The sequence below is a fragment of the Nitrincola schmidtii genome (genome assembly GCF_008973715.1).
GTDB classification, from domain to species: domain Bacteria; phylum Pseudomonadota; class Gammaproteobacteria; order Pseudomonadales; family Balneatricaceae; genus Nitrincola; species Nitrincola schmidtii.
In genome coordinates, this window is record NZ_WBOL01000001.1 from 174,416 (window position 1) to 198,861 (window position 24,446).

The 24,446-nt window shown below is 45.2% G+C and carries 24 protein-coding genes; 9 read left to right on the plus strand and 15 right to left on the minus strand.

Annotated features, from left to right (window positions below; translation table 11 throughout):
• Window positions 1–9 precede the first annotated feature (9 nt).
• Window positions 10–966, minus strand: coding sequence for a GGDEF domain-containing protein (locus F7R24_RS00810; RefSeq protein WP_151669335.1), 957 nt, complete (start codon window positions 964–966; stop codon window positions 10–12).
• A 192-nt stretch (window positions 967–1,158) separates the two neighbouring features.
• On the opposite strand from F7R24_RS00810, the gene F7R24_RS00815 reads away from it, so the two are divergent.
• The 6 genes from F7R24_RS00815 to F7R24_RS00840 all read left to right on the plus strand — a co-directional run bounded on the left by F7R24_RS00815 (window position 1,159) and on the right by F7R24_RS00840 (window position 7,582).
• Window positions 1,159–1,647, plus strand: coding sequence for a 3'-5' exonuclease (locus tag F7R24_RS00815; protein WP_151669336.1), 489 nt, complete (start codon window positions 1,159–1,161; stop codon window positions 1,645–1,647).
• A 183-nt stretch (window positions 1,648–1,830) separates the two neighbouring features.
• Window positions 1,831–3,612 (plus strand): DEAD/DEAH box helicase, encoded by a 1,782-nt coding sequence (locus tag F7R24_RS00820; RefSeq protein ID WP_151669337.1) that lies wholly within the window; start codon window positions 1,831–1,833, stop codon window positions 3,610–3,612.
• 111 nt (window positions 3,613–3,723) lie between these two features.
• On the plus strand, window positions 3,724–4,659 hold the full coding sequence (locus F7R24_RS00825; protein ID WP_151669338.1) for a M23 family metallopeptidase: 936 nt from the start codon (window positions 3,724–3,726) through the stop codon (window positions 4,657–4,659).
• Window positions 4,608–5,093 carry a bactofilin family protein gene (locus F7R24_RS00830; protein ID WP_151669339.1) on the plus strand — a complete coding sequence of 162 codons (486 nt, stop codon included), beginning with the start codon at window positions 4,608–4,610 and terminating at the stop codon, window positions 5,091–5,093. Before F7R24_RS00825 ends, F7R24_RS00830 begins: the two co-directional genes overlap by 52 nt.
• Before the next feature lie 2 nt (window positions 5,094–5,095).
• Window positions 5,096–5,884, plus strand: a complete 789-nt coding sequence (locus F7R24_RS00835) for a class II glutamine amidotransferase (RefSeq protein ID WP_151669340.1) — start codon at window positions 5,096–5,098, stop codon at window positions 5,882–5,884.
• 33 nt (window positions 5,885–5,917) lie between these two features.
• A complete protein-coding gene (locus tag F7R24_RS00840; protein WP_151669341.1) occupies window positions 5,918–7,582 on the plus strand; it encodes an AMP-binding protein in 1,665 nt (554 codons plus the stop codon).
• 34 nt (window positions 7,583–7,616) lie between these two features.
• On the opposite strand, the gene ppnN is transcribed toward F7R24_RS00840, so the two are convergent.
• The gene (gene ppnN, locus F7R24_RS00845; protein WP_151669342.1) at window positions 7,617–8,993 is read right to left on the minus strand and encodes a nucleotide 5'-monophosphate nucleosidase PpnN; all 1,377 of its coding nucleotides are present in this window, start codon (window positions 8,991–8,993) and stop codon (window positions 7,617–7,619) included.
• A 165-nt stretch (window positions 8,994–9,158) separates the two neighbouring features.
• On the opposite strand from ppnN, the gene F7R24_RS00850 reads away from it, so the two are divergent.
• Complete coding sequence (locus tag F7R24_RS00850; RefSeq protein WP_151669343.1) at window positions 9,159–10,394, plus strand: TraB/GumN family protein; 1,236 nt, start codon at window positions 9,159–9,161, stop codon at window positions 10,392–10,394.
• A gap of 15 nt (window positions 10,395–10,409) precedes the next feature.
• Here F7R24_RS00850 and moaA read toward each other — a convergent pair whose 3' ends face one another.
• The 9 genes from moaA to F7R24_RS00895 all read right to left on the minus strand — a co-directional run bounded on the left by moaA (window position 10,410) and on the right by F7R24_RS00895 (window position 17,524).
• A complete protein-coding gene (moaA, locus tag F7R24_RS00855; RefSeq protein WP_151669344.1) occupies window positions 10,410–11,417 on the minus strand; it encodes a GTP 3',8-cyclase MoaA in 1,008 nt (335 codons plus the stop codon).
• A complete protein-coding gene (moaE, locus tag F7R24_RS00860; RefSeq protein ID WP_151669345.1) occupies window positions 11,410–11,874 on the minus strand; it encodes a molybdopterin synthase catalytic subunit MoaE in 465 nt (154 codons plus the stop codon). Before moaE ends, moaA begins: the two co-directional genes overlap by 8 nt.
• 3 nt (window positions 11,875–11,877) lie before the next feature.
• Window positions 11,878–12,705 (minus strand): cyclic pyranopterin monophosphate synthase MoaC, encoded by an 828-nt coding sequence (gene moaC / locus F7R24_RS00865; RefSeq protein ID WP_151669346.1) that lies wholly within the window; start codon window positions 12,703–12,705, stop codon window positions 11,878–11,880.
• 56 nt (window positions 12,706–12,761) lie between these two features.
• Window positions 12,762–14,063, minus strand: coding sequence for a molybdopterin molybdotransferase MoeA (moeA, locus tag F7R24_RS00870; protein WP_151669347.1), 1,302 nt, complete (start codon window positions 14,061–14,063; stop codon window positions 12,762–12,764).
• The gene (gene mobB, locus F7R24_RS00875) at window positions 14,060–14,599 is read right to left on the minus strand and encodes a molybdopterin-guanine dinucleotide biosynthesis protein MobB (protein ID WP_151669348.1); all 540 of its coding nucleotides are present in this window, start codon (window positions 14,597–14,599) and stop codon (window positions 14,060–14,062) included. The genes moeA and mobB overlap by 4 nt, the downstream gene beginning before the upstream one ends.
• Window positions 14,600–14,690: 91 nt before the next feature.
• Window positions 14,691–15,263 carry a molybdenum cofactor guanylyltransferase MobA gene (gene mobA, locus F7R24_RS00880; protein ID WP_151669349.1) on the minus strand — a complete coding sequence of 191 codons (573 nt, stop codon included), beginning with the start codon at window positions 15,261–15,263 and terminating at the stop codon, window positions 14,691–14,693.
• A gap of 16 nt (window positions 15,264–15,279) precedes the next feature.
• Window positions 15,280–15,924, minus strand: a complete 645-nt coding sequence (locus tag F7R24_RS00885; RefSeq protein WP_151669350.1) for an ABC transporter ATP-binding protein — start codon at window positions 15,922–15,924, stop codon at window positions 15,280–15,282.
• Window positions 15,921–16,628, minus strand: a complete 708-nt coding sequence (locus F7R24_RS00890; protein WP_151669351.1) for an ABC transporter permease — start codon at window positions 16,626–16,628, stop codon at window positions 15,921–15,923. Before F7R24_RS00890 ends, F7R24_RS00885 begins: the two co-directional genes overlap by 4 nt.
• Window positions 16,629–16,717: 89 nt before the next feature.
• Entirely contained in the window at window positions 16,718–17,524 is an 807-nt protein-coding gene (locus tag F7R24_RS00895) for an ABC transporter substrate-binding protein (protein WP_206057445.1), read from the minus strand.
• Between the two features lie 250 nt (window positions 17,525–17,774).
• On the opposite strand from F7R24_RS00895, the gene F7R24_RS00900 reads away from it, so the two are divergent.
• Window positions 17,775–19,157 carry a sigma-54-dependent transcriptional regulator gene (locus F7R24_RS00900; RefSeq protein ID WP_151669352.1) on the plus strand — a complete coding sequence of 461 codons (1,383 nt, stop codon included), beginning with the start codon at window positions 17,775–17,777 and terminating at the stop codon, window positions 19,155–19,157.
• Window position 19,158: 1 nt separating this feature from the next.
• Window positions 19,159–21,243, plus strand: a complete 2,085-nt coding sequence (locus tag F7R24_RS00905; RefSeq protein ID WP_151669353.1) for an ATP-binding protein — start codon at window positions 19,159–19,161, stop codon at window positions 21,241–21,243.
• Here F7R24_RS00905 and F7R24_RS00910 read toward each other — a convergent pair.
• The 4 genes from F7R24_RS00910 to F7R24_RS00925 all read right to left on the minus strand — a co-directional run bounded on the left by F7R24_RS00910 (window position 21,240) and on the right by F7R24_RS00925 (window position 24,446).
• Window positions 21,240–22,430, minus strand: a complete 1,191-nt coding sequence (locus tag F7R24_RS00910; RefSeq protein WP_151669354.1) for a molybdopterin molybdotransferase MoeA — start codon at window positions 22,428–22,430, stop codon at window positions 21,240–21,242. The two genes, F7R24_RS00905 and F7R24_RS00910, sit on opposite strands and share 4 nt — an antisense overlap.
• Before the next feature lie 9 nt (window positions 22,431–22,439).
• Entirely contained in the window at window positions 22,440–22,958 is a 519-nt protein-coding gene (moaB, locus tag F7R24_RS00915) for a molybdenum cofactor biosynthesis protein B (RefSeq protein WP_151669355.1), read from the minus strand.
• On the minus strand, window positions 22,958–23,275 hold the full coding sequence (locus F7R24_RS00920; RefSeq protein ID WP_151669356.1) for a DUF1244 domain-containing protein: 318 nt from the start codon (window positions 23,273–23,275) through the stop codon (window positions 22,958–22,960). Before F7R24_RS00920 ends, moaB begins: the two co-directional genes overlap by 1 nt.
• Before the next feature lie 181 nt (window positions 23,276–23,456).
• The gene (locus tag F7R24_RS00925) at window positions 23,457–24,446 is read right to left on the minus strand and encodes a formate dehydrogenase subunit gamma (protein WP_240775928.1); all 990 of its coding nucleotides are present in this window, start codon (window positions 24,444–24,446) and stop codon (window positions 23,457–23,459) included.

Sequence of the window (24,446 nt, forward strand, 5' to 3'; positions counted from 1 at the left end):
TAATAAATGTCAAAAAAGCTCAACTTCTTGATTTAACTTAGCTCGCGCTGGTTCAATCAAACCTGCTTGTATCAGCTCTTCATAAAAACACACTCTATTTTTTCCATTCTGTTTGGCAAAATAAAGCGCTTTATCTGCTTTATCCAGAACAGCATGCACCACATCTGCACTTCCTACTTTTACAGCTCCAAAGCTAATAGTCACCTGGCCAACCTGTGGAAAGTTAAACTGTTCAACCTTTGAACGAAAACGCTCAAAAGCAGTTTTAGCCCCCTGCATATCTAAATTTTCAGTGACAACGACAAACTCCTCACCCCCGAAACGAAATAGCAGATCACTTTCTCGGAAGGAATCACGCATAATTTGTGACATGAGTAACAACACCTCGTCACCATAAATATGACCAAGCGTATCGTTAATTTTTTTAAAATTATCGATGTCGATCAATCCCAACCAATAACTCGAATCACAATCAGGATGACTCCTTCTATCCTCTTCTTGATTTTGATAAGTTGTACTCAACGAAGAAGACATACCAATTACACGCTGTATGCTCTCATCAAACGTTTTACGATTTAGCAAACCCGTCAACTGATCACGCTGTGCATCTTCTATGAGATGACAGAAATTGCGATAGATTTCTAGTAATCCCTGAATAAGCTTGATGTCATTACTAGCACCTTGGCGTCGAGATTCCATGATTAAGCAGACACTCAATAATTGAAAATCAAGGACTGGAAAAGCTGATATGCTATTCCCATTTGCCAAACGTGAGTGATAAGGCGCATTTAATCTTCTCGTCATCCTAAGTACACTTTGCAACTCAGGCTGGTCCTTCTTAGTTTTTAAACTTTCGTGAGATCCATCGTGACCATAACGCATGGTATACTTTACATCCCCACTTTCATCATACTTGATCATGGTGACTTGCTCTGGACGAAAAAGCTCGTGAACCGTTTTTAGCAAGCTGAACTCTAATAACTCAAGATCACGGATCGAAGTTAAGGTAGCTAAGCGATCAAGCAGATGCGGTGTAGAAGACAAAGAGAACTTCCTTTTGGAGTAAAGTCATTTAACTGTAATCGTGATATAGTTTCATTCTATCTTTAGACTATGACTCATACAATTTAAAACGTGGTTACAGGTTCAAATATCTGCATGCTCATTATTGACATCGAAGCTTCCGGCTTAGATCCGGATCACTCTTACCCCATTGAAATTGGAATTTACAATACAGTAAAACCTGAAACTTCGATTAGCTTTCTAATAAAGCCTCATGAACACTGGGACTACTGGGATGAATGTGCTGAGGAAATTCATGGCATTACTCATGCAGAACTACAGGATTATGGTATCGCTCCCGAGATCGCATGCAATCGACTTAATCACTATGTCTGCAAGATGTCACCCGAAAAACCTTATGTCATTTCCGATGCACCTGACTTTGATTTTATGTGGTTAAAATGCTTATTTTTGAGCACCGACATTCGCATGCAATTCAAAGTTACTGGCATCGATTCAATACTTGAACCGACTCGTCAAGCTAATCTATTTGCAGAATTAGAAAGGCAAGAAATGCCTCATCGAGCCCTAGCCGATGCACGCATCATTGGCGAAATACTGCGAGGATATATTCCTTTACAGTAGCCAAGCCTGGCAAACTTTACCGCTCAAACCCTAAGCATTACTAGACAAAGGGATTACAAGTGTGTAGTATTTGCACTTCTTGTTGAGGCATTGCTGCGTAATAATGTGTGCGGCCCGCCTCTTTGCTAATCTGAGCGGCTCGTTTCACAAACACCCTCTCTTCTATCAGGTAAAAATCACAGCATGTCAAACATCGACACACTCCCCACCAACTTTGGTGACTTGGGTCTATCTGCACCTATTCTTGAAGCGTTAAACGACGTTGGTTATGAAACGCCATCGCCAATTCAAGCAGGAACCATTCCAGCGCTATTACAAGGCAAAGATCTTTTAGGTCAAGCTCAAACTGGTACAGGTAAAACTGCAGCCTTTGCACTGCCCTTACTTCAGCGCTTAGACCCATCAAAAACACACCCACAATTATTAATTCTTGCCCCTACACGTGAGCTTGCTTTGCAGGTTGCTACAGCCTGTGAGAAGTACTCTAAGCACTTAAGTGGCATTCGTACTCTGTCTATCTATGGTGGGCAAGGATACGATGAGCAATTGCGCGGTCTTCGCCGTGGTGCTCACGTAGTTATAGGCACACCTGGTCGCGTTATGGATCATATCCGTCGCGGCACCTTAGCGCTTGATCAACTTCAAACACTGGTTCTTGACGAAGCTGATGAAATGCTACGTATGGGCTTTATTGATGATGTTGAGTGGATTCTAGAACACACACCAGCACAACGTCAGATTGCACTTTTCTCTGCAACCATGCCACCGGCCATTCGTAGAATTGCAGATAACTACCTGTCTGATCCAACCATTGTTAAGATCACCAGTAAAACAGCAACCGCTAGCACGATCCGTCAACGCGTGTGGACGGTTCGCGGCATGACTAAAACCATGGCACTGACACGTTTACTAGAATTACGCGAACATGAAGGCGTACTGGTATTCGTGCGTACCAAGAATGCTACTGAAGAAGTAGCTGAACAATTAACCAGAGCTGGCTTCCCTGCTGCTGCCTTGCACGGTGATATTGCTCAAAATCAACGTGAAAAAATCGTTGAGAAACTGAAAAGCGGCGAGTTAGATCTTGTTGTGGCTACTGATGTTGTTGCCCGCGGTTTAGACGTTGAGCGTATCACTCACGTGGTGAACTACGATATTCCATACGATGCTGAATCCTACATTCACCGTATCGGCCGAACCGGTCGTGCTGGAAGAAGTGGCGATGCAATTCTATTTGTTGCTCCGCGCGAACAACGCTTACTGCAACAGATCGAGCGTACCACTCGCTCACCTATTGAAACGTTAGAATTGCCAACAGCTAAAGAGATCAATGCTCTTCGCGTGACTCGTTTGCAAGTCGAGCTAGAAGCAGCAGCTAAAGATATTGATCTTTACTTACCGCTTATCAAACAGTTTACGGAAGGCAGTGATTTAACTGCTGAGCAGATCGCTGCTGCAACCTTGAAACTGATGTACAAAAAGACCGCGCTGTTTATGGATGAGCGCGAGCCTTCTGCAGCACCCGCGCGTGAAAAGCGTAGCCGCAGCGAAAGCACTGATCGCGGAGATCGTAAGCCAGCAGCCCGTCGTGGTCGTGGCAATGATGCCGTTAGTGAAGGAATGCAGCGTTACTGGTTAGGCGTGGGTTATCAGCACGGTGTTAAGCCAGGCAACATTGTTGGCGCCATCGCGAATGAAGCCGGTGTAGAAAGCCAGTATATCGGTCGAATCGATATTAGTGAAAACTTCAGCACTGTGGATCTGCCAGATAGTATTCCTGCACCCATGATTCAGATTCTGAAGCGTGCTCGCATTTGTGGTCAGCCACTGAATATTCGTCCTTGGTCTGACGATCTTCCTTCCGATCGAGATGGACGCACGGCTAAACCAAAACGTAAGCCTTCTTCTGCGCCACGTCGAAGCAATGCTTCAAATTCAAATGCGAATTCACGTCAGCGTGCATAACAGCCTCTGATACTCACGAGGCAATGTGGTGATTAAATATACCCATTGCCTCGACACCTGCCTGTGTCTGGCGTTATATTACAGCCACCCTACAGACCGGATCATTACGTTTTGCGCCAGAAAATAATTATTACATTGACAACCGTTCGGGGATCTCGTCAATATACGCTCAATCAAGTTGCAGGCTATCTAGTCGCACTTTTCTTAGTGTTATCCGCTTTAAGCTTTTTTATCTCCAATCTTCTTTTAGTCAAAACTCACGACAATCTGTTAGGCCTTGAGCAAGAAAAAGAACTGCTAGAAGAACAATTCACAGAAGCCTTAGGCACACAGCAACTCTATCTTGAAAACCTTGCAGAGCTCGGTACACGCTACTCAGAGGTGTTTTATGAACGTAGCCAGCTTGAAGAGCAAAAAATTCGGATTGATGCCGATCTTAGTGAAATCGAATCGTTTCTGGGCGTGTTAAGCGATATTTCTACCGAAGCACCTCCAATTGATCGAACAGCCTTACTCAAAGCAGCCACTGTTCAGCGTCTTTTTTTATTGCACAGTGTTCCAAACGGTCTTCCCATCAAAGGCTCTCGCATAGGCTCTGGCTTTGGCACTCGTGTAAATCCCGTTACCGGTAGACGCGCCCCTCATAATGGTCTAGATTTTCCTGCACCTAGAGGTACACCTGTGTATGCGACTGCGGATGGTATTGTTGAAAGAGCAGGCTTTGATCAAGGCTCAGGATTTGGCAACCTAATCATTCTTCAGCATAACTTTGGTTTTAAAACCTACTTTGCTCATTTGCAAAAGATTGAAGTCAAAGCATCACAGTATGTACATAAGGGCCAATTGATCGGCTATAGTGGTAATACAGGACGCTCCTCTGGTCCACACTTACATTATGAAGTTCGACATCTTTACACCCCGTTAGATCCAAAACCTTTTGTTGACTGGGGACTCAGTAACTTTGAAACATTATTTTCTAGCATAGAGGATGTACCGTGGGAATCCTTAACCGCAATGTACCCCCTAAACCAGGGCGGGCCACAGTAAGCATTATTGCCAAAGGCAATAGCTTATCAGGCGAGATTAAAATCAACGGCAAAACTCATGTAGATGGCTCTATTCATGGGCACATTCTGGCCGAGGAAGACATTTCCATCGGCAGATACGGTCTTTTGAAAGGACGTATTAGGGGCAAACGAATTTTTGTAAGTGGCTCACTGGAAGGCGAAGTTATCTGTGACCATCTGTTCATCGAGCCCGGTGGCCAGGTTCATGCTCAAGTTTGCTGTGGCGATATGAAGATAGATCAAGGCGGTGTGTTTGTAGGTGAGCGCACCTTACCTGAACCTATGCAGGGTATTAATACACTTGAACTGTCCGAACAACGCTCTGAACACATGATAGAACATCCGGAAAATCCAGATCAAGGTGATGTCTTCTCTTCTTTACCTGAACGAATTACATTGAGTGGGAAGTCTTAACTATGTGTGAACTCTTAGGGATGAGTGCCAATGTACCAACCGATATATGCTTTAGCTTCACAGGATTGATGCAACGTGGCGGTGGTACAGGACCTCATCGGGATGGCTGGGGAATCGCTTTTTATGAAGGCAAAGGGTTACGTATTTTCCATGATCCCTCACCCAGTGTTGAATCACGCATCGCTAAATTGATTGCTGAATACCCCATTAAAAGCTGCACGGTGATTAGCCATATTCGCCAAGCCAATGTAGGCAAGGTTTGTTTGGAAAACACCCACCCTTTTGATCGAGAGCTTTGGGGTAAAAAATGGTGCTACGCCCATAATGGTCAACTGGATCCGCAGATCTTTAACTGGCCCTTAGAACATTACTTTCCGGTTGGCACGACTGATAGCGAATATGCGTTTTGCTGGCTTTTAGATCAAATCCGTAGCCATTTTCCGACACCTCCATCCGATTACCATTTGCTAACACACTTCATCCACCAATGCTGTGAAAAACTGCGTACGCTAGGGGTTTTTAACCTATTACTCAGTGAATCCACCCATCTGTTTACCTATTGCACCACAAAGCTCTGTTGGATTACCCGACAATCACCCTTTGGTGAAGCCAGACTCAGTGATTGCGATATGACAGTGGATTTTGAGGCGGTAACCACTCCCGATGACGTGGTTACCGTTATCGCAACCGATCCGTTAACCAACAACGAAACCTGGTCAAAACTACAAACAGGTGAAATGGTTGTATTTGTTGAAGGTAAAGTGACACAAAGATTGCATAGTTCTCCTTGACGTACGACAATAGTTGTAGAGCACGGAGGTAAAATGACAATAAAATACCATCCTCTACAGGCGGAAACTGGATGCCTGAATGACCTATTCGAGACTGTTTTTAAGCAGTTTGGTGACACTATCGCCTTTTCACAAAATGGCGGCAGCATTACCTATGCTGAACTCAATCAGAAAAGCAAAAAGATGGCCGGATGGTTTCAGCATAAAAGCGGCCTAAAGCCCGGTGATCGTGTTGCTCTTCAACTACCTAATCTAATGCAATCACCTTTATTTATGATTGCCATTTTGCGTGCCGGGTTGGTTTTAGTGAACGTCAACCCATCCTTTACGCCCACTGAACTGAATTTCTTATTAAAAGACAGTGGCGCTAAAGCACTGATTACCTTCGCTCCATTAGCTCGCAAAGCTTCGTTAGCCATGAAGGATACCGAGATAGAGACAGTCATTTTGACAGAGTTGGGTGATCTTCATGCCAAAATTAAAGGCAGTTTAATCAATCAGTATATACGTCATATTTCAATGCCTTTCTCCAAAGAGGCGATACCAAATGCATACTGGCTGAGAGATTTATTAACTGATAAACACACCCCCAAATGGCAGCCTTTATCCCAATCACCACATGATCTTGCATTGCTTCAGTATACTGGCGGCACAACGGGAACTCCGAAAGGTGCAATGCTGTCGCACTATAACTTAATGGCGAACTTTTCCCAGTTAAAACAACTATTAGACATCTATACCGAAACTGGTCAAGAAAGGTTATATCAACCCTTACCGCTTTATCATATCTATGCGTTTATGCTAACGCTTTCACTCTTTTCACAGGGTGCACACACTCGGCTCATCACAGATCCAAGAGATCCAAGCGCCTTAGTCAAAAACTTTAAGGTATTTAAACCCACGGTTTGTGCCGGTATCGATCCACTATTTCACTCGTTACTCAAACAGAAAACCTTTCATCGATTACCTTTTCATTCACTCAAATTAACCATCTCTGGTGGTATGGCGTTATCTACTCCCCTTGCGAAAGAATGGCAGAAAATAACAAGCTGCCCGATCACTGAAGGCTATGGATTAACTGAGTGCTCTCCAGTGGTCAGTGTCAACCGACCGGATAATATCCAACTGGGTACAGCGGGAGAACTTCTCAACATGACGCGAATTAGAATTATTGATGATGAAGGTCAAGCCTTACCGGAAGGTGAAATTGGTGAAATACAAGTGCTCGGTCCGCAGGTGATGATGGGGTATTGGAACCAACCAGACGAAACTCGACGAGTCATTAACGAAGAAGGTTGGTTAAGCACGGGGGACATAGGGCTTATTTCTGCGGATGGAAAATTAAAAATACTGGATCGAAAAAAAGAACTCATCTGTGTATCAGGCTTTAAGATTTTTCCCAGCGAAATAGAACGACTGGTATGCAGCATTCCAGGTGTTGAAGATTGTGCAGCTGTTGGCATTCCTGACCCATTGACAGGAGAGCGAATTAAACTCTTCGTTGTTACCCGCTCTACTTCGGTAACACCGGAAATAGTACGCAATTACTGTAAAGAACGTTTAACTGGATATAAAGTCCCCAACTGTATTGAGTTTTGTAGCGCACTCCCTAGAAGCCCTGTGGGCAAAGTACAACGAGGGAAACTCAAAGATTTAGCACTGCGCCTAAGCCAAGGAACTCAGAGGCACAGCACGTAATCGATTTATTTAAAAACCTTCACCACAGAATAAATTATTTTCGGTGCGCTAACTTGAAGCAAGGTACATATTCTTCATGGTTAATCTTCATCCGGCGCTGATCAACGAAACCATCCAGTAATTCAGATAATGCATCGATCACCTCAATATCTCCGGTCAGTTCGAATGGGCCAAACTCTTCAATCGCACGAATCCCAGATTCCTTAACATTGCCTGCAACGATCCCTGACAGCGCACAACGTAATTGCGCAGCTAATTCGTGATCGGGTTGTTGGCGAGATAAGTTTAATGCAGCCATCTTTTCATGCGTTGGCTCAAAAGGTTTTTGCAAGGCTAAAGGAATAGTTAAATCCCAGTTAAAGTGAAACGACTCACCCGTTTTTTTGCGATACGCGGTTACTTGATCTAAGCGTTCTTTCATGCGCTGAGAAACATCATGGGCATCACCGGTAATAATCTCGTAAAAACTGCGCGCGCGCTCACCTAACGTTGCCGCTATAAAGCGATCCATTGTCTCAAAATATGCATGGCTTTCCTCTGGCCCGGTGAAAATCAATGGGAAAGGATTCTCTTTATTTTCTTCCTGCAACAAAATACCTAGGATATAGAGAATCTCTTCGGCGGTTCCAGCACCACCCGGGAAGACGATAATACCATGGCCAACGCGGACAAAAGCCTCTAAGCGCTTTTCGATATCCGGCATGATTAAGAGTTCATTAACAATCGGGTTAGGTGATTCAGCCGCTATAATGCCTGGCTCGGTGATGCCTAAGTAACGACCATTTTCAACACGCTGTTTTGAATGCGCTATGGTTGCTCCTTTCATCGGTCCCTTCATCGCACCGGGTCCACATCCTGTGCAAATATTCAGCTTACGCAAACCTAACTCATAGCCTACTTTCTTAGTGTATTCGTATTCGACGCGATTAATCGAATGACCACCCCAACACACCACCATGTCTGGTTTAACATGCGGACGCATAGCTCCAGCGTGACGCAGTATGTGAAAAACCAGATTGGTAATATGCTGAGACTCATGCATACCATCGCAGCAAGTATCTAACTCATCTTTAACATAGAGAAGATCGCGTAGTACTGAGAACAGATGCTCGCGAATACCGTGTATCATCTCACCGTCGACAAATGCAGTTGCCGGCGCATTAATTAAATCCAGCTGCACATCGCGAAACTTATGACTGATCTGCACATCAAATCGACGGAAGTGATGCATGACCTCTCGCGTGCTGTCCATTTCACTGCCTGTATTCAATACCGCCAACGCACATTGACGAAATAAACTGTGCAAACCACTGTTGCTTCGATCTTGCAAACGAGCCACCTCATGTGGCGAAAGGGTGTCAAGATTGCCTGTGGGGGTCACACTGGCATTAATAAAATGTTCCGTAATCACGTAAAAACTCCTTAGGCGTGTACACGTTGATACGCTTAGTTTACTACGAATTTGTGACAAATCCGTGTTTTACTCTTAAGCGATTAAAATCTCGACTAAAGATGCACTTCTTCTCTGTGAAGGGTAAAATCAGCGATCTTTTGCACGAACACAGATATGGACTTTATGACCAGTACAGACATCAGTTCAGAATTGAACTCTGAAAATAGAGGCGGCCCACGTGAAGAGCTGCATAAATACGATACTCATTACACGTTACTGGGTACGGCGCATGTTTCGAAAGCCAGTGCTGATGAAGTCCGAGCGCTTATTCGTTCAGGTGAATTTGATGCTGTGGCAATAGAATTATGTCCTAATCGTTTGCGCAGCATGCAAGACCCAGATGCGTTGGCACGCATGGATCTATTCCAAGTGATTCGTGAAGGTAAAGCTGGCATGGTTGCCGCCAGCCTTGCATTAGGCGCCTTTCAACAGCGGGTTGCAGAAGAAAGTGGTATCGCACCCGGTGCGGAAATGAAAGCTGCGATTGAAGAAGCGGAAGCACTGAAGCTGCCGGTGATGGTCATTGATCGAGACATTGGCATTACGTTGAAACGTGTCTATCGTAGTGTCCCTTGGTGGCAACGGATGAACTTGATCAGTGGTTTAATGGCTAGTTTGGTTTCTAAAGAGAAAGTCAGTGCTGAAGAAATCGAAAAACTGAAACAAGGCGATGTGCTTGAATCAACCTTTACCGAATTTGCAGAAGAGTCAGAGCACTTATACCAAGCCCTGATCGCAGAGCGTGATCACTATATGGCGTTACGCTTAGCACAAGAGAATGGCGATAGTCGCTATAAACGAGTGTTAGTCGTTATTGGTGCCGGACATCTGAAAGGAATGGCTGACAACCTCCGTGGACACCTTCCGGAAGACCCGCAAGAGCAGCTATCGCTATTAGAACAAACACCGAAAGGCAGCCGTTGGCCTAAGCTGATTCCTTGGGTCATTATGCTACTGGTTTTAACCGGTTTTGCGATAGGTTTTAGCCGTAACAGCGACTTAGGCTGGCAACTCGTCATGGAGTGGGTGTTAATTAATGGAACTCTCGCTGCACTGGGAACCATCATCGCCACCGCACACCCGCTGACCATTATTGGAACTTTTTTTGCGGCACCTTTTACCTCACTCAATCCAACAATTGGAGCAGGCATGGTAGCCGCTGCAATCGAAATTGCCATGCGTAAACCGACGGTCGGAGATTTTTCACATCTTCGTCACGATGTCACCGAAATGCGCGGCTGGTGGCGAAACCGGGTATCGCGTACTTTACTGGTGTTTATGCTGGCAACCTTTGGCTCAGCTGCAGGCACTTATTTGGGTGGCTTTAGGATATTTGGTCAGCTCGCAGGCAGCGGCTAATACTGAACAGGCAAACTATCCTCCCGTCATATTCATAAAGCGAACAATTTGCACATCGCCATCAGTGGTAAAGTGATGGCGTTCAGGTTTTAGGTCCATGGCTTCAATAATCGCCTGACGTAGAGGCTCGTTATCCGTTGGATTAGCTCTTAGAATTGGACGCAGATCAATTGAATGCTCATTTCCTAAACAGAGTAATAAGCGACCCTCTGCTGTCACTCTGACGCGATTACAATCACCACAGAAATTATGACTGTGCGGTGAAATGAAGCCGATTCTGCTAGGACTATCTTGCATGGCATAATAGCGAGAAGGTCCTCCTGTTTGCTGTTTAATCGCAGTCAGTGAATAGCGCTGTTCAATGACGTCTTTGACCTCATCACTGGAACAAAACGTTTCTTCTCGACCATGATCTGACACTTCGCCCAAGGGCATCTCTTCAATAAAACTAATATCAATACCACGCTGACGAACAAACTCGATCAACTCAAGAATTTCGTCATCGTTACGGCCACGCATAATGACAGTATTGAGTTTAATTCTCTGAAAACCTGCTTGCTGAGCGGCATCGATGCCATCAATAACCTTGCGTAGTTCACCATTACGTGTGATACGCTTAAATTTCTCCGCATCCAGTGAATCTAAACTAATGTTTAAACGATGCATACCTGAGTCTTTCAGTGATTTGGCAAAACGTGGCAACTGACTACCATTGGTAGTCATAGTGAAGTCTTTCAAGCCGAGCGTGCCAATGTAGTCCACCAACTGCATGACATCACGTCTAACCAGTGGCTCACCACCGGTTAAACGTACCTTCTCAACGCCTAAATCCACAAAAACAGAAGCGACACGACCTATCTCTTCAAGAGTGAGAACTTGATCACGTGGAAGAAACGTCATTTTTTCGGTCATGCAGTAGACACAACGAAAATCGCATCGATCCGTAACCGACAATCGAACATATTTTACGCGCCGACCAAAACGGTCAACTAAACCTTCGGTATGCTGAATAGTTTTAGTCATCTGTTACCTCCCAACGCTTAACTGCTTGCGTATCAGAAGTCCTTGAGCTGACCCAATAATCACCAGTACGGGTGTGCTCTTTTTTCCAAAACGGCGCTTGTGTTTTTAAATAATCCATAATGAAATTACAGGCATCAAATGCTGCCTGTCGATGAGCAGAAGCTACAGCAACAAGAACAATAGGATCACCTGGCTCCAAGCGACCCACACGATGAACAATGGTGCCCCCTAATAAGGGCCAGCGATCAGCAGCTTGGTGTGCTATCTGATGTAATTGTTGTTCAGTCATACCTGGATAATGCTCTAGGGTTAACGCAACAACATCAGGCTTCTCATTAAAATCGCGAACTAAACCTACAAATGTAGCAACTGCACCTATATCCGTTCGGCTGGCGGTCATTCGATCCACTTCGGCTCCAGAGTTAAAGGCTTCGTGTTGCACTCGAACATCAAACACGCATCAACCTCCCGTTACCGGTGGGAAAAATGCGACTTCATCACCTGCAGATATAACTGCTTGCTTGTCAGCCATTTTATGGTTAACGGCGACCATCAATCCTGAACGGTCTAGAATTGACGCAAGCTCGGCTTGATGTTGGCGCAGCCATTGCGATAAGCCATCGATAGTCAAGGGATAGCCTTCAGACTCTAGATCATTCAGGCTGACGGCAATCTCATCCTGCTTAAGTTGCTCACGTAACTCAGCAAAAAAGCGTACCTGAAGCGTGCGCGTGGCTAGATGACTGGTTTCTTTAACCGATGTTCCAGCAGTATGGATTGAGCCAGCTTCTGACGGTTGTTCAGATCGATCATCCCCATAACGCCAATCACCTGATTTTCCACCCCGTTTTTCCAATACACGGATATCTCCGATTAACATGGTCTTATCCACAGCTTTACACATGTCATAAAGCGTGAGGGCTGCGACAGAAGCGGCAGTTAAGGCTTCCATTTCAACGCCAGTTTGACCTGCCAACTTGCAGGTCGCTGCGATGCGAATGCCTGGCAAACTCGCATCAGGTTCAAATTCAACCGATACCTTAGATAACATCAAAGGGTGACATAACGGAATCAGATCTGGCGTTCGCTTAGCCGCTTGAATACCCGCTATTCTCGCCGTTGCTAATACGTCCCCTTTGGTATGACCACCCGCCAAGATCATCTCTAGTGTTTCTGCTTTCATTGTCACACTGGCACTGGCTATTGCGGTCCTCGATGTAATCGCTTTGGCAGAAACATCTACCATGTGCGCCTGACCTTTATGATCGATGTGGGTAAACTGTGACATAGTGTTTAGTTCTCTTTATACCTATGTAAGTCAAAACTTCTTTTCGTTATGAGTATTTAAACCAAGGGATAACCGGGCAGCCATCTACTAAACGGATAAATTTTTACTAATTCTCCCGCCTCAATATGGTCCCTCGTTTCTTCTATACGTATCAGGCAGTTGGCTTCATGCATTGAGGTTAAAATACCAGAACCTTGAGGACCCGTTGTTCTCACTTCAACTTCACCTTTTTCATTGATGGTATATATGCCTCGATGAAAGTCACTTCTACCGATTCGACTTTTCATCGATTCTGTAGCCTTACTGGTCCAAGTTAAACCGACCCACTCTGTTTCTCCTTGAAGCCTACGAATCAAAGGCTGGATCAAAATGCAGAAAGTGACCAATACTGCGACTGGATTGCCAGGAAGGCCTGCAAAAAGACAGGTTTCACCTTGGTTATTAACGCCTAAATCACCAAAAGCTATCGGCCTACCTGGACGAATCGCCAGTTGCCAAAAATTGGTATTCCCAAGTTTATTTAACGCTTGTTTTACAAAGTCAGCTTCACCGACTGAAACGCCACCACTGGTCAGAACCAATCGGTGATGTAACGCAGCGTCTCGTAGGGAAGCCTCTATCGCTGCTTGGTTATCGGGTAAAATACCTAAATCTGATACCTCGCATTCCAAACCTCTTAGCATAGCAATCAGTGTGAAACGATTGGTGTCATAGATACCATCATCGCCGCGCAACTCGCCGGGTGCACAGACTTCATCACCGGTAGAAAAAACAGCCACTTTCAGCGTTTGATAAACATTAACTTCAGCAAATCCAAGTGAAGCAATCATACCAATCTCGACAGATCCTAAGCGCTGTCCTCGATTTAAGACCAAAGAACCCTGCTCTATGTCTTCACCTGCTTGACGAACATTACTTCCTATACGAATAGACTGTGCATGCTCAACCGTTAGGAGGCTACCACTTACCTCACACATTTCTTTCATGATGACGGTATCAGCACCCTCTGGCATGGGGGCTCCAGTGGTGATCTGAACTGCGTCTTGTAAACTAATAGCGTTTGAGAAACGCTTACCGGCAAAACTTTGCCCAACAATGGTCCAAGTATTCTGAGATAACAGCGACTCACCTTTGATGGCAAAACCATCCATTGCAGCATTTCTATGAGGTGGTACATTAAACGGAGCATGAATATCTTCAGATAATACTCGACCCATGAGTTTTGCGAGTGGCTGTAGCTCGGTCGCTTGATCTCCCAACCCCATAGACAAAATAAGACGAGCGCCTTCGTCCAGCTTTAAGTGACGATTTCCACTAGACGTAACAAAATCAAAACAGGATACTTCGGCATTATTCATCCTTGGCTCCCCTTTACTTGGCAAAACTGACAAACGAAAGTTTCTACAGCATGGATATCATTGATATCTAACACTGGAATATGAATATTTTTGGGAAGCACTTCGGGTGAATCTGTAGCTATCGCTACGATAGATTGATCTTCTGCATAACGAAGAGACTTGCCTAAATTAGGTCGAAACAATTCGATTTTCGGGAAGGATTCGGCCTTAAAGCCTTCCACTAACACCAAATCTAATTGAGTGGTATCTAAGTGTTTCAACAGCTCATTTAATTTGGGTATCTCTGAGCGAGGCGATTCTGTCATCAGTGCCCAGCGTTTTGCGGAGGCAATCAACATTTGCGAAGCGCCAGCATGACGCAGTTCATAGCTATCTTTACCGGGAGTATCAACGTCAAAATCGTGATGTGCATGCTTAATGCAGCCAACGCGAATACCCCGCTTAGTTAAGCGAGGCAAAAGCTGTTTTAACAAGGTCGTTTTACCTGTACCACTCCAGGCAGCAAACCCAAGAATGGGCAATTTAGTCGTGTTCATTCTGGCCAGTTTTCCTATTATTACCCTTGAAGAAGCAAAAGCTGTTCCGGATATGAATGAAAAAGACTAACGAATAACAGAAAAAAATCAGCTACTTTATGATGTTTATCTGATCAAGCGTATTAAAATTATGCAAACTTTGTGGTTCAAAACTCACTTCGTCCATTCCCACACTGGCATACCAACGATCCGGCTTTCGCTCTCCAGCTTCAATCGATTGAAGGAGATGTGGCAATAACTGTTTTTCTATCATTACAACCATGGGTTGTAGTCTGTTACCATCATTAGCCACGATCACTGGTTTTTTAAAACGCTTGTATTGCTCCGAAAAGGCTTTGACCAATTCTGGACTAATGAAGGGTCCGTCACAAGGTACAAAAACGACTAGATCATACTGCGCCTCTTTCAGGCCTGTCGCGATCCCTACCAAAGGTCCTTGAAAACCCTCTAGAAAATCTGCAAAAACGGGCACTCCGAGTGCTTCGTAATCCGGCTGATTACGGTTAGCAATGATAATCACTTCATCTGCTTGGGGGGTTAATCTTTCTAGAATGTGCTGAATCATCGGTTTACCCTCATATTCAACCCAGCCTTTATCCTGCCCTCCCATGCGACGACCTTGGCCGCCCGCTAAAATAACCACCGTGACACCTTGCTTTGACATCAATACCACCTTCAGCTTAGTCAATAGATTCTGTTCGTAGACGACCTTCTTGCATCCACCAAGTTTGATCACAAATATCCGTAAGTTCACCTTTTTGATGTGTCGTCAATAAAATAGCCGCACCTGCATCACGAAGATTTCTGACCAACTCTACACACTTTTGCACTCCTTTTTCATCCAAACTGGCCGTTGGCTCATCCAGCAGCCAAAAGCTTGGTTTACATAACCAGGCTCTTGCCATGGCCAGCGCCTGACGCTCTCCACCTGATAAAGTTCGAGCCGCTTGCTCTGCCTGTTTAGCCAATCCAGACCAATGTAATGCCTCTTCCAGTTGATGCTGCTTTTCTTTCGAAGAACCTTGGCGAGACGCTAAAGCTAGGGCTAAATTACTGCGCACACTGCGATCAAACATATAGGGTTGTTGATGCAGGTAGCACACTTTACCACCCAGCATGACAGGTTGTTTATTAATAAGTACGTTACCTTTATCAGCCTTTTGCAAACCGGCCAATACCTTAAGGAGAGTTGTCTTTCCACTGCCATTCTCACCACGCAGATGGATAGTATCGCCTGACTTAAGCACAAGGTTTTCAATGTGCCAAAGCAGATGATGACCAAAATGTTTTTCCAACTGTTCAGCTACCAACACGTCAGTCGTCATTGAGTAGCTCCTTGAACACTACGGCCACGTGTCACGCCAACCAGCAGATTCAACACTAAGGCCAACACCAACAGCACGATGCCCAAGGCGATCCCTTGTACATATTCACCTTTCGTGGTTTCCAAGGCGATCGACGTGGTGATGGTACGGGTGTAGCCTGCAATATTTCCACCCACCATCATGGCACAACCCACTTCGGCAATCACACGCCCGAAGGCAGTCACCAATGCAGCTAAAACGGCAAAACGTACTTCTAACGTAATTAACCAGAGAGTTTTGAATCTAGAACAACCCAAGGATCGAGCTGTTTCCCAAGCATGGCGCGAAACACCTTGATAGGCCATGTGCAGCATAGCAACCAACAGTGGAAAACAGATTAACACCTGACCAATAATCATGGCGGGCTGGGTAAAGAGTAAACGCAAGTCTCCAAATGGACCACTACGTGACAAGAGTAGAACAAGAATAAGCCCAATCACGACTGTCGGTATCGCCAGTAATGTGTTGTTCAGTGTCACGATAAACCAATGTCCTGGAAAGCGCCAAAAACTGAGAATAAACCCAAGTGCTGCAGCCAAAGGAAAGGCGATCAATAGAGCGCTCAATGATACTTTAAACGAGACAAAAATGATTTCCCAGAGCTTTGGATCACCAGAGATTAGCAGAAGCAAAGCTTCCACTGTTGAAGACGTAATACTATCCATACGGAAACATGAACTCGATTAGACAAAAAACCCCAGTAGTATGACACTAGACTGGGGGAAGTACTGTTTAACAAATCAAACAGTAATAATCAATCTTCAGCCGAAGCGAAGAATAACTGCTCACCTTCAACTTGAAAACTATCAATCAAATCTTGACCTTCAGCTGATACCAACCAATTAGCAAAAGCTTTCGCTTGATCATATAGTGTATGAGGATGACGCTCTGGATTCACTAAGATGACTTGATAAGGGTTAAAGAGTTGCTCATCACCTTCAAACACAAGGACTGAGTCCAAGCGATTTTTCATGGCTAACCAAGTACCACGATCTGTTAGTGTGTAACCTTCCATCTCGTCAGCCAAGGAAAGAACTCGACCCATACCTTGACCTACACTTCGATACCCTTCGAAAGGAAGATTTTTGTCCGCCATCTCCCATAACTCTAGTTCTTTCATATGTGTGCCCGACTCATCGCCACGCGAAACAAATATTGATCCAGAATCAGCAATTTGTGAAAACGCATCAATGATATTCTCGGCAGTTTTTAATGAAGCGGGATCACTATCAGGCCCCACTATGACGAAGTCGTTATACATTAACGCTTTTGGCATAATTCCATGGCCAGCCTCAACAAATGCAGCTTCAGCTTCAGGAGCATGAGTCATGACCAGGTCCACATCACCATCCTGACCAAGACGAAGAGCTGCCCCCGTACCAACAGAGATCACCTGAACTTCCACACCCGTCTTTTCTTTATAGACAGGCAACAAGTAATCAAGTAATCCAGAATTATACGTACTAGTGGTAGTCGCTAAACGCAGCATTTCGTCTGCTTGGACGAAAGAAACCATCATAAAGAAGGCAGCAAAAAGAGCGAGCTTTACTTTTTTGAACATAGGTAATTCCCAAGAGTTGTCGTTATGTTTGTGAAACTCATAACAACAAAAGCAATTGGGGTGCCAGCTTTTAGCAGGCTTTTGTCTAAATGCTGATGATAGCTAGAAAGTTCTTCTGTATTTTGCATCATAATGAGACATTACAGCCTAGGTTATCTCTGCTAAAATGGGACAAAATTACACAGCTAGAATTTATGTAGGGACATAAAATCCCATGCTATAAAAATAAACCTGACAATTTGGATCTCTAATGCTCAGCACCGATACAGACCTCTGTCGTTCCGCATCCGTTTTAGTGGTTGATGATGAATCAGGTATGCGCAGTTTTCTGCAAAAGGCCTTAGAAAAACACTTCGGATTGGTAGAAGTTGCTGGCAGCATTGAAGTGGCTGAAGAGTTACGCAAGCGTTGTCATTTTGATTTACTCATTGTGGATGTCAAACTTCCCGATCGTTCTGGTATCGATTGGCATGAAGCATTAGATGATCCCAATCGCCATTGCGACATTATTTTCATGACGGCTTATGCAGAATTGGATACCGCTATACAAGCTCTCAGAGCAGGAGCTGCGGACTTTATCCTTAAGCCTTTTCGTCTAGAACAGATGATGAATGCGGTTAAACGTGTACTACAAAGACGCTTACTGGCACGAGAAAATTTTCTACTACGTCGAGAGGTCACTCGCTATATCGCAGCTGATAACCCGATGCTGGGAGAAAGCTCTGTCATTAAACGCCTTGAGGCCGTTATCCAACGGGTTGCCCCCACTCCATCTCCTGTGTTGATAGAAGGCGAATCAGGCACGGGAAAAGAACTGGTAGCCCGATCACTGCATCAGCAATCAGGTCGCGATGGCGCCTTTGTCGCGATCAACTGTGGCGCTATTGCACCCGACTTGATTGAAGCCGAGCTTTTTGGTCACACCAAAGGTGCGTTTACCGGTGCTGATCGTGCCAGAGAGGGTTTATTCACTTATGCATCTGGCGGCACACTGTTTTTAGATGAAATCGGTGAACTTCCATTATCAATGCAAGCCAAGCTGCTTCGTGCACTAGAGCAAAAAAGTATTCGTCCTGTCGGTAGTGAGCGTGAAATCCCAACCAATGTCCGTATCTTGGCAGCAACCAATCGCACCCTGAGCGAGGAAGTTCAAAAACAACAGTTTAGGGAAGATCTTTATTTTCGTTTAAACGTATTGACCTTAACATTGCCGCCTCTCAGAGAGCGCAGCGAAGATATTCCCCTATTAGCACACTTTTTCTCTCGTCGATTATCGGAAGACCTAGGCTTACCCGCCGTTCCTTTTAGCCACGAAGACCTTCGTGCCATGCAATCACACCTTTGGCCTGGAAACATCCGTGAACTGAAGAACTTTATTGAACGATGCATCTTATTAGGACATCTTCCGTTAACCGAACTAACCCCAACACAAAGCACGGATCTTAGCGGTGGAGGCTACCCCAGCTGCTGGCCACTCGAAGAGGTTGAAAAGCGCCATATTCTTCGCGTATTAAGTGCCTGTGATCTAAATAAGTCAGCGGCTGCTCGACAGCTAGGCATTGCTCGGAAAACGCTTGATCGCAAACTCAGTGGTTGGCAAGAAGCCGAGGATTCTTTAACAGGGACACCCTAACATGAGCATTCCCTGGCGTTACTCCGTTCGTGGCAAGCTGCTCACCCTAATTTTACTGCCGATATTACTCACGTTTGCTGCCCTAATTGGCTTAACCGCATATTGGACAACCACTTATTCAGATCGCCAACTGTACATGAAAGTAGCATCTGATCTTGCGGTTGCTCGTAGCACACTACAACTCATGCAAGATCGTCAACTAGAGCGATTAGAGCAACTTAGTCAAACCCTTAGTATTCACCCTTACCTGATAGAGGGTAGTCTTCAAGACCTGCAACCACTGATCGATGACATCATAGAAAGACAGGGATTAGATTTTTTATACCTGATTCCTATTGAACAGCTGATAGCGGAGCAGTCACTAAGGCCAAGCATTAAAAATCGGATAGATGAATTACTTAATGGAGAAAGTATAAACGGCCTATCTGTTATTGATCAGGCTGAATTAGAGACTATTGATCCGGCATTAAACCAACGTGTTTTAGTCAATGTGTTGGACACTCCCAGAGCCATATCCTCGGACAAATCACTCGAAACCCGCGGCATGTTTGTCCGTACCTTGCACCCTATTCACAACCATACAGGTGAATTACTCTACGTCCTAGATGGAGGTTTGTTGCTCAATCATAACCTGGAGTTTGTTGATCGAATTCGTGATCTTGTATACGGCCAAGATGCATTACCCGAAAAAGGTATAGGAACGGTTACCCTATTTTTGGATGATGTACGCATCACCACAAACGTCCCTGCTGAACATTTAGAACAACCCTCGCGTGACTTTGTCAGAGCCATAGGAACCCGAATCTCTGCAGAAGTACACGAACAAGTACTGGTTCATGAGCGCATCTGGATTGATCGTGCATTTGTGGTTAATGATTGGTTTATCAGCGCTTATGAACCTATTTACAGTTTAAACGATCAACTCATCGGCGTGCTTTATGCCGGTTTCTCCGAAAGTCCTTTTATCAGCATGTATCGTCGTAACTTGGGTGAACTCGGTATTACCCTTGGTTTGATCATGCTAATTTCTGGCTATTTTGTATGGCGCAGTGCTTATCGTTTGCTTAGTCCGATCAAACGAATACATCGCTCAGTGATGGCTGTCAGAAAAGGTGATGCCGATACTAGAATTGGTCAGTTAAAAGCAGAGAACGAATTTGCCGACTTGGCACAACAATTTGACTCTATGCTCGATGAGCTTGCGGCAAGGCAAGAAGTCATCCAACAAGCCGCTGAAAAACTCGAACAAAAAGTCGAGTTACGCACCCACAGTCTAAAACGAAAAACACTCGAACTGGAAAAACACATTGAATTGCTCAATGCCACACGCGCCGAGCTTTTTACTAAAGAGAAATTAGCAGTTTTAGGTGAGCTAACGGCAGGTATTGCTCATGAAATCAACAACCCTGCTGCCGTTATCCTAGGTCATATCGATCTAATACAATCGGAGTTGGGCGAAAACTCAGTGGTGCAAGATGAAATCGATACTGTCATCGAGCAGGTCTATCGTATTCGAGCCATCATTAACAACTTGCTGCAGTACAGCCGTCCAGGGCAAGTCATCGATCAAATGCAACCCTTGGATATCAATACCGTGGTACAAGACACTGTCTCATTAGTTCGTTATGCTTTGGACAAAAAAGGGATCTCTGTAGAGAGAGATTTTGGTGACTTACCCTCTGCTGAAGGGAATCGGCAACAAGTACAACAAGTGTTGGTGAACCTAATGCTAAATGCGGCAAATGCCATGCCCACACAAGGACGTATTTGGCTAACCACACGACCCTGGCAAACCGACGATGGTGAGCTGGGTGTACAAATTCAAGTTCGTGATGAAGGTGTCGGCATGAGCGAAGAGGTTCGCCAACGTATCTTTGAACCTTTTTATACCACTCGCGAAAATGGCAACGGCTTAGGCTTATCTATCAGTCGATCCTTAGCAAAGCGCTACGGTGGCGATATTAAAGTCGAATCGACTTTAGGCAAGGGCAGTCAATTTACCATCTATTTGCGCCATAAAGCACGCCTTAACCAAGAAGATGAAGAAACCATGCGTCAGTTACTTTCGGGTCTTGGCGTTGCTTAATAAAACCAAAAATCCAACAAGTCTCCAGCAGATACCTGATGCTGAGGCGGCATAATCGCTAAGGCATTGGCGTGTACGGTTGAGGACAACACTCCTGAGTTCTGATTGGCATAGGCATGCAACTGCCAGGCCTGATCTTGCCATACAGCTTGGACGCGAAGGTATTCTTGGCGGATTTGTGTTTTAGCCGAGAAGTGCACCTTTCCTTGCAATAATGGCTTATCCGATACTTTTTCTCCTGACAATTTAATCAGTAAGGGCTGCACAAATACCTGCGCACCAACAAAGGTAGACACGGGATTACCGGGTAACCCCATAAATAAACACGGCCCAATACGACCGAAGGCTAAAGGCTTACCCGGCTTCATCGCCAAGCGCCATAATGACAACTCACCCAAGGCTTCAACTGCTGGTTTAACATGGTCCTCTTCACCGACGGAGACACCGCCAGTGGAAAGAATCACATCGGCAATGGCAGCCGCTGATCGCATCGCTTCCAAAGTCTTTTCATAGCTATCTGGAACTTGTGAAAAACTGACAACGTCGGCACCCATTTTTTCAAGATAACCTTGAAGCAAAAAACGATTAGAATTATAAATCTGTCCCGCTTTTAAAGCCGTGCCAGGCATGACCAGTTCATCGCCCGTTGACAGCAATGCCACTTTAACGCGCCGAAAGACCGATACCTGAGCCACGCCGACACTCGCCAGCAGTCCTAAGTGGCGATAATCTAAACGAGTACCTTGATGAACAATGGTTTCACCTTGACGAATATCCTGACCCGCCGGTCGAATGTTTTGACCCAAAGTGAGGTTTTCAGGCACCACCACATCGTCAAACGCGGTAAAACTCACCGCTTCTTGCATTACGACTAGATCTGCACCGAGCGGTATTTCGCCACCGGTGAAAATACGTGCGCAAGTACCTAATTTTAGCGGCGAAGCAGGGTGACCGGCGGCAACGCGTTGACTTACGGGTAATGGCGCCAAGCGATCTTGATAGCGCAGCGCATAGCCATCCATTGAACTATTATCCGCCGGAGGGACATTCACCTGCGAAACAACATCTTCAGCTAAGACACGACCGGCACACTGAAGCAAATCTAACACTTCTGTTTGTTGCGCTTCAGGTGTCATCTCCAGCAAGGTGCTTAAAGCTTGCTCAACCGGTATCAAGGTATGATTCATCTCGTAATCCTAGCTATGTAGCTGTTTACCCTGCAATAAAATGCCAACAAAGTTACAAGGACGATGACGGCTATCCAGTTGTTCTTGCAGAATACTTTTCCATGCGGTTTTACAAGCGCCGGTAGAGCCCGGCAAACAAAAGATTGCGGTTCTGTTGGCCAAGCCTGCTAAAGCACGAGACTGAACAGTCGATGAACCTATCTCTTGAAAAGAGACCTGCCTAAAGGTTTCACCAAAGCCTTCGATTTCGGTATCAAATAAAGGACGCAGTGCTTCGGGAGTTGAATCACGACCTGAAAAGCCTGTGCCACCGGTGGTCAAAATCACCTGCACGCTGGGATCGGCAATCCATTGACTGACGACTGCACGCATTTTGTAAACATCATCGGGAATAATATCGCGGGCAATCAGTTGATGACCTGATGCTTCTAAAAGTTGCACCAAGGTATCACCCGAGCGATCTTCGGCAAGTGTTCGAGTATCTGACAAGGTTAATACAGCAATGTTTAATGATACGGCGTCAGACATTAGGCTTTCCCTTTTTTTGCTTCTTCTCGCGCTGCAAACGCGGCTAGCTGTTCTGGGGTGGCTGGTTGTTGATACAAGTCTTTCCACTGATCATATGGCATACCGTAAACCTGTTCACGAGCATCATCATAACTCAGTGTCTCGCCCTGCTCTTCTGCAGCAGTCATTAACCACTTTGCCAAACAATTTCGACAAAAATCGGCCAAGATCATGAGATCTATGTTTTGCACATCTTTGTGTTGATCCAGATGCTGGAGTAAACGACGGAAAGCGGCTGCTTCAATGTCGGTCTGTGTCTGTGCATCAAATTGTTTCATCAGTGGAGCTCCTGATTGAAAGAGTGGGTTATTTTTACTGGGATTATATCGCTAAAAGAATAAGAAAACAGAACCCAACCTTGTATTTAAGGCCTTGCTGTACAAAAAGAAACAGCCATGTCGGGTGAGGAACATGGCTGCTAGAGTATATAGAGTACTTACGCAAAATCTGTGGTGCAGATCAGCTCTTAGTTTTATTTTTTACCGCGTCATACCAAAGATCATGGTGCTGTTTCGCCCAGGATTCATCAACATAACCGGTTTTCATCCCTTCAAATGCGCCTTCAGTTCCAAGCGTACCAATATAGATATGCCCGAAAGCAGCCGCCATCAGTAGCAGAGAAGAGCCGGCATGAATAATCAAGAACAATTGCATGGTTTCACGAGTTTGTCCGAAGTTTGGAAAATCAAGCACTAAACCTGAAATCACAACGGTTAAACCGACAAACACAATCATCCAAAACCACACTTTTTCACCACCGTTCAGGTATCCAGCAGATGGATGCCCCTTACCCACTAGCCCACCGCCTTTCAGGAACCACTTCAGATCGACCATATTGAAAAAGTTATGCTTTAACCATTTGATAATCATGGCTAAGACACCTAAACCAAATAAGGGACCTAGGTAGTTATGGATATTCTTTGCGGCGGTCATCCAAGCCGCCCAGACACTGGTCGGAAGAATCGGCATCAAGAACCATTTAGCATAAAGAATAGACAAGCCGGTAATCGCTAAAATGATAAACAAGCTAGCGACAAACCAATGAATGGTTCTATCCCAGCGTGACCATCGCTCTACTTTTCTGCCGGTACGAGGATGCTCAAGCTTTACTTTGCCAACCAATAGGTAGAACAACGTAATCGCCAGCAAGCTTCCTCCCAGTGCTATCGCACCACCAGGTGAAATCCATTGATTTCGGATCTCACGCCAGCGTTCACCTTCCACCATGATTAGGGTATCTGCACCCGGGCTATTGGACTGAGTTCGTCCACTAACACCTTGCATGGCATCTTCCCAAAAGCTAGGTTGAGTACCTGGCATGGATTGAAAGGCTTCTCGACGTGCATCGGCACCCTGCTGCGCTAACACTGTTGCGGGCAGTGCCATCAGCACCACCAGCAACAGAATCAGCCAGGCTTTTATGTCACGCACTGACTGGTATCTTGCCAT

Bases quoted from the DNA above. Each gene is read 5' to 3' on its own strand.
- F7R24_RS00815 (WP_151669336.1), top strand. From the start codon at position 1,159: ATGCTCATTATTGACATCGAAGCTTCCGGCTTAGATCCGGATCACTCT.
- F7R24_RS00820 (WP_151669337.1), top strand. From the start codon at position 1,831: ATGTCAAACATCGACACACTCCCCACCAACTTTGGTGACTTGGGTCTA.
- F7R24_RS00835 (WP_151669340.1), top strand. From the start codon at position 5,096: ATGTGTGAACTCTTAGGGATGAGTGCCAATGTACCAACCGATATATGC.
- F7R24_RS00840 (WP_151669341.1), top strand. From the start codon at position 5,918: ATGACAATAAAATACCATCCTCTACAGGCGGAAACTGGATGCCTGAAT.
- F7R24_RS00850 (WP_151669343.1), top strand. From the start codon at position 9,159: ATGACCAGTACAGACATCAGTTCAGAATTGAACTCTGAAAATAGAGGC.
- moaA (WP_151669344.1), bottom strand. From the start codon at position 11,417: ATGACTAAAACTATTCAGCATACCGAAGGTTTAGTTGACCGTTTTGGT.
- moaC (WP_151669346.1), bottom strand. From the start codon at position 12,705: ATGTCACAGTTTACCCACATCGATCATAAAGGTCAGGCGCACATGGTA.
- moeA (WP_151669347.1), bottom strand. From the start codon at position 14,063: ATGAATAATGCCGAAGTATCCTGTTTTGATTTTGTTACGTCTAGTGGA.
- mobB (WP_151669348.1), bottom strand. From the start codon at position 14,599: ATGAACACGACTAAATTGCCCATTCTTGGGTTTGCTGCCTGGAGTGGT.
- mobA (WP_151669349.1), bottom strand. From the start codon at position 15,263: ATGTCAAAGCAAGGTGTCACGGTGGTTATTTTAGCGGGCGGCCAAGGT.
- F7R24_RS00885 (WP_151669350.1), bottom strand. From the start codon at position 15,924: ATGACGACTGACGTGTTGGTAGCTGAACAGTTGGAAAAACATTTTGGT.
- F7R24_RS00890 (WP_151669351.1), bottom strand. From the start codon at position 16,628: ATGGATAGTATTACGTCTTCAACAGTGGAAGCTTTGCTTCTGCTAATC.
- F7R24_RS00895 (WP_206057445.1), bottom strand. From the start codon at position 17,524: ATGTTCAAAAAAGTAAAGCTCGCTCTTTTTGCTGCCTTCTTTATGATG.
- F7R24_RS00900 (WP_151669352.1), top strand. From the start codon at position 17,775: ATGCTCAGCACCGATACAGACCTCTGTCGTTCCGCATCCGTTTTAGTG.
- F7R24_RS00905 (WP_151669353.1), top strand. From the start codon at position 19,159: ATGAGCATTCCCTGGCGTTACTCCGTTCGTGGCAAGCTGCTCACCCTA.
- F7R24_RS00910 (WP_151669354.1), bottom strand. From the start codon at position 22,430: ATGAATCATACCTTGATACCGGTTGAGCAAGCTTTAAGCACCTTGCTG.
- moaB (WP_151669355.1), bottom strand. From the start codon at position 22,958: ATGTCTGACGCCGTATCATTAAACATTGCTGTATTAACCTTGTCAGAT.
- F7R24_RS00920 (WP_151669356.1), bottom strand. From the start codon at position 23,275: ATGAAACAATTTGATGCACAGACACAGACCGACATTGAAGCAGCCGCT.
- F7R24_RS00925 (WP_240775928.1), bottom strand. From the start codon at position 24,446: ATGGCAAGATACCAGTCAGTGCGTGACATAAAAGCCTGGCTGATTCTG.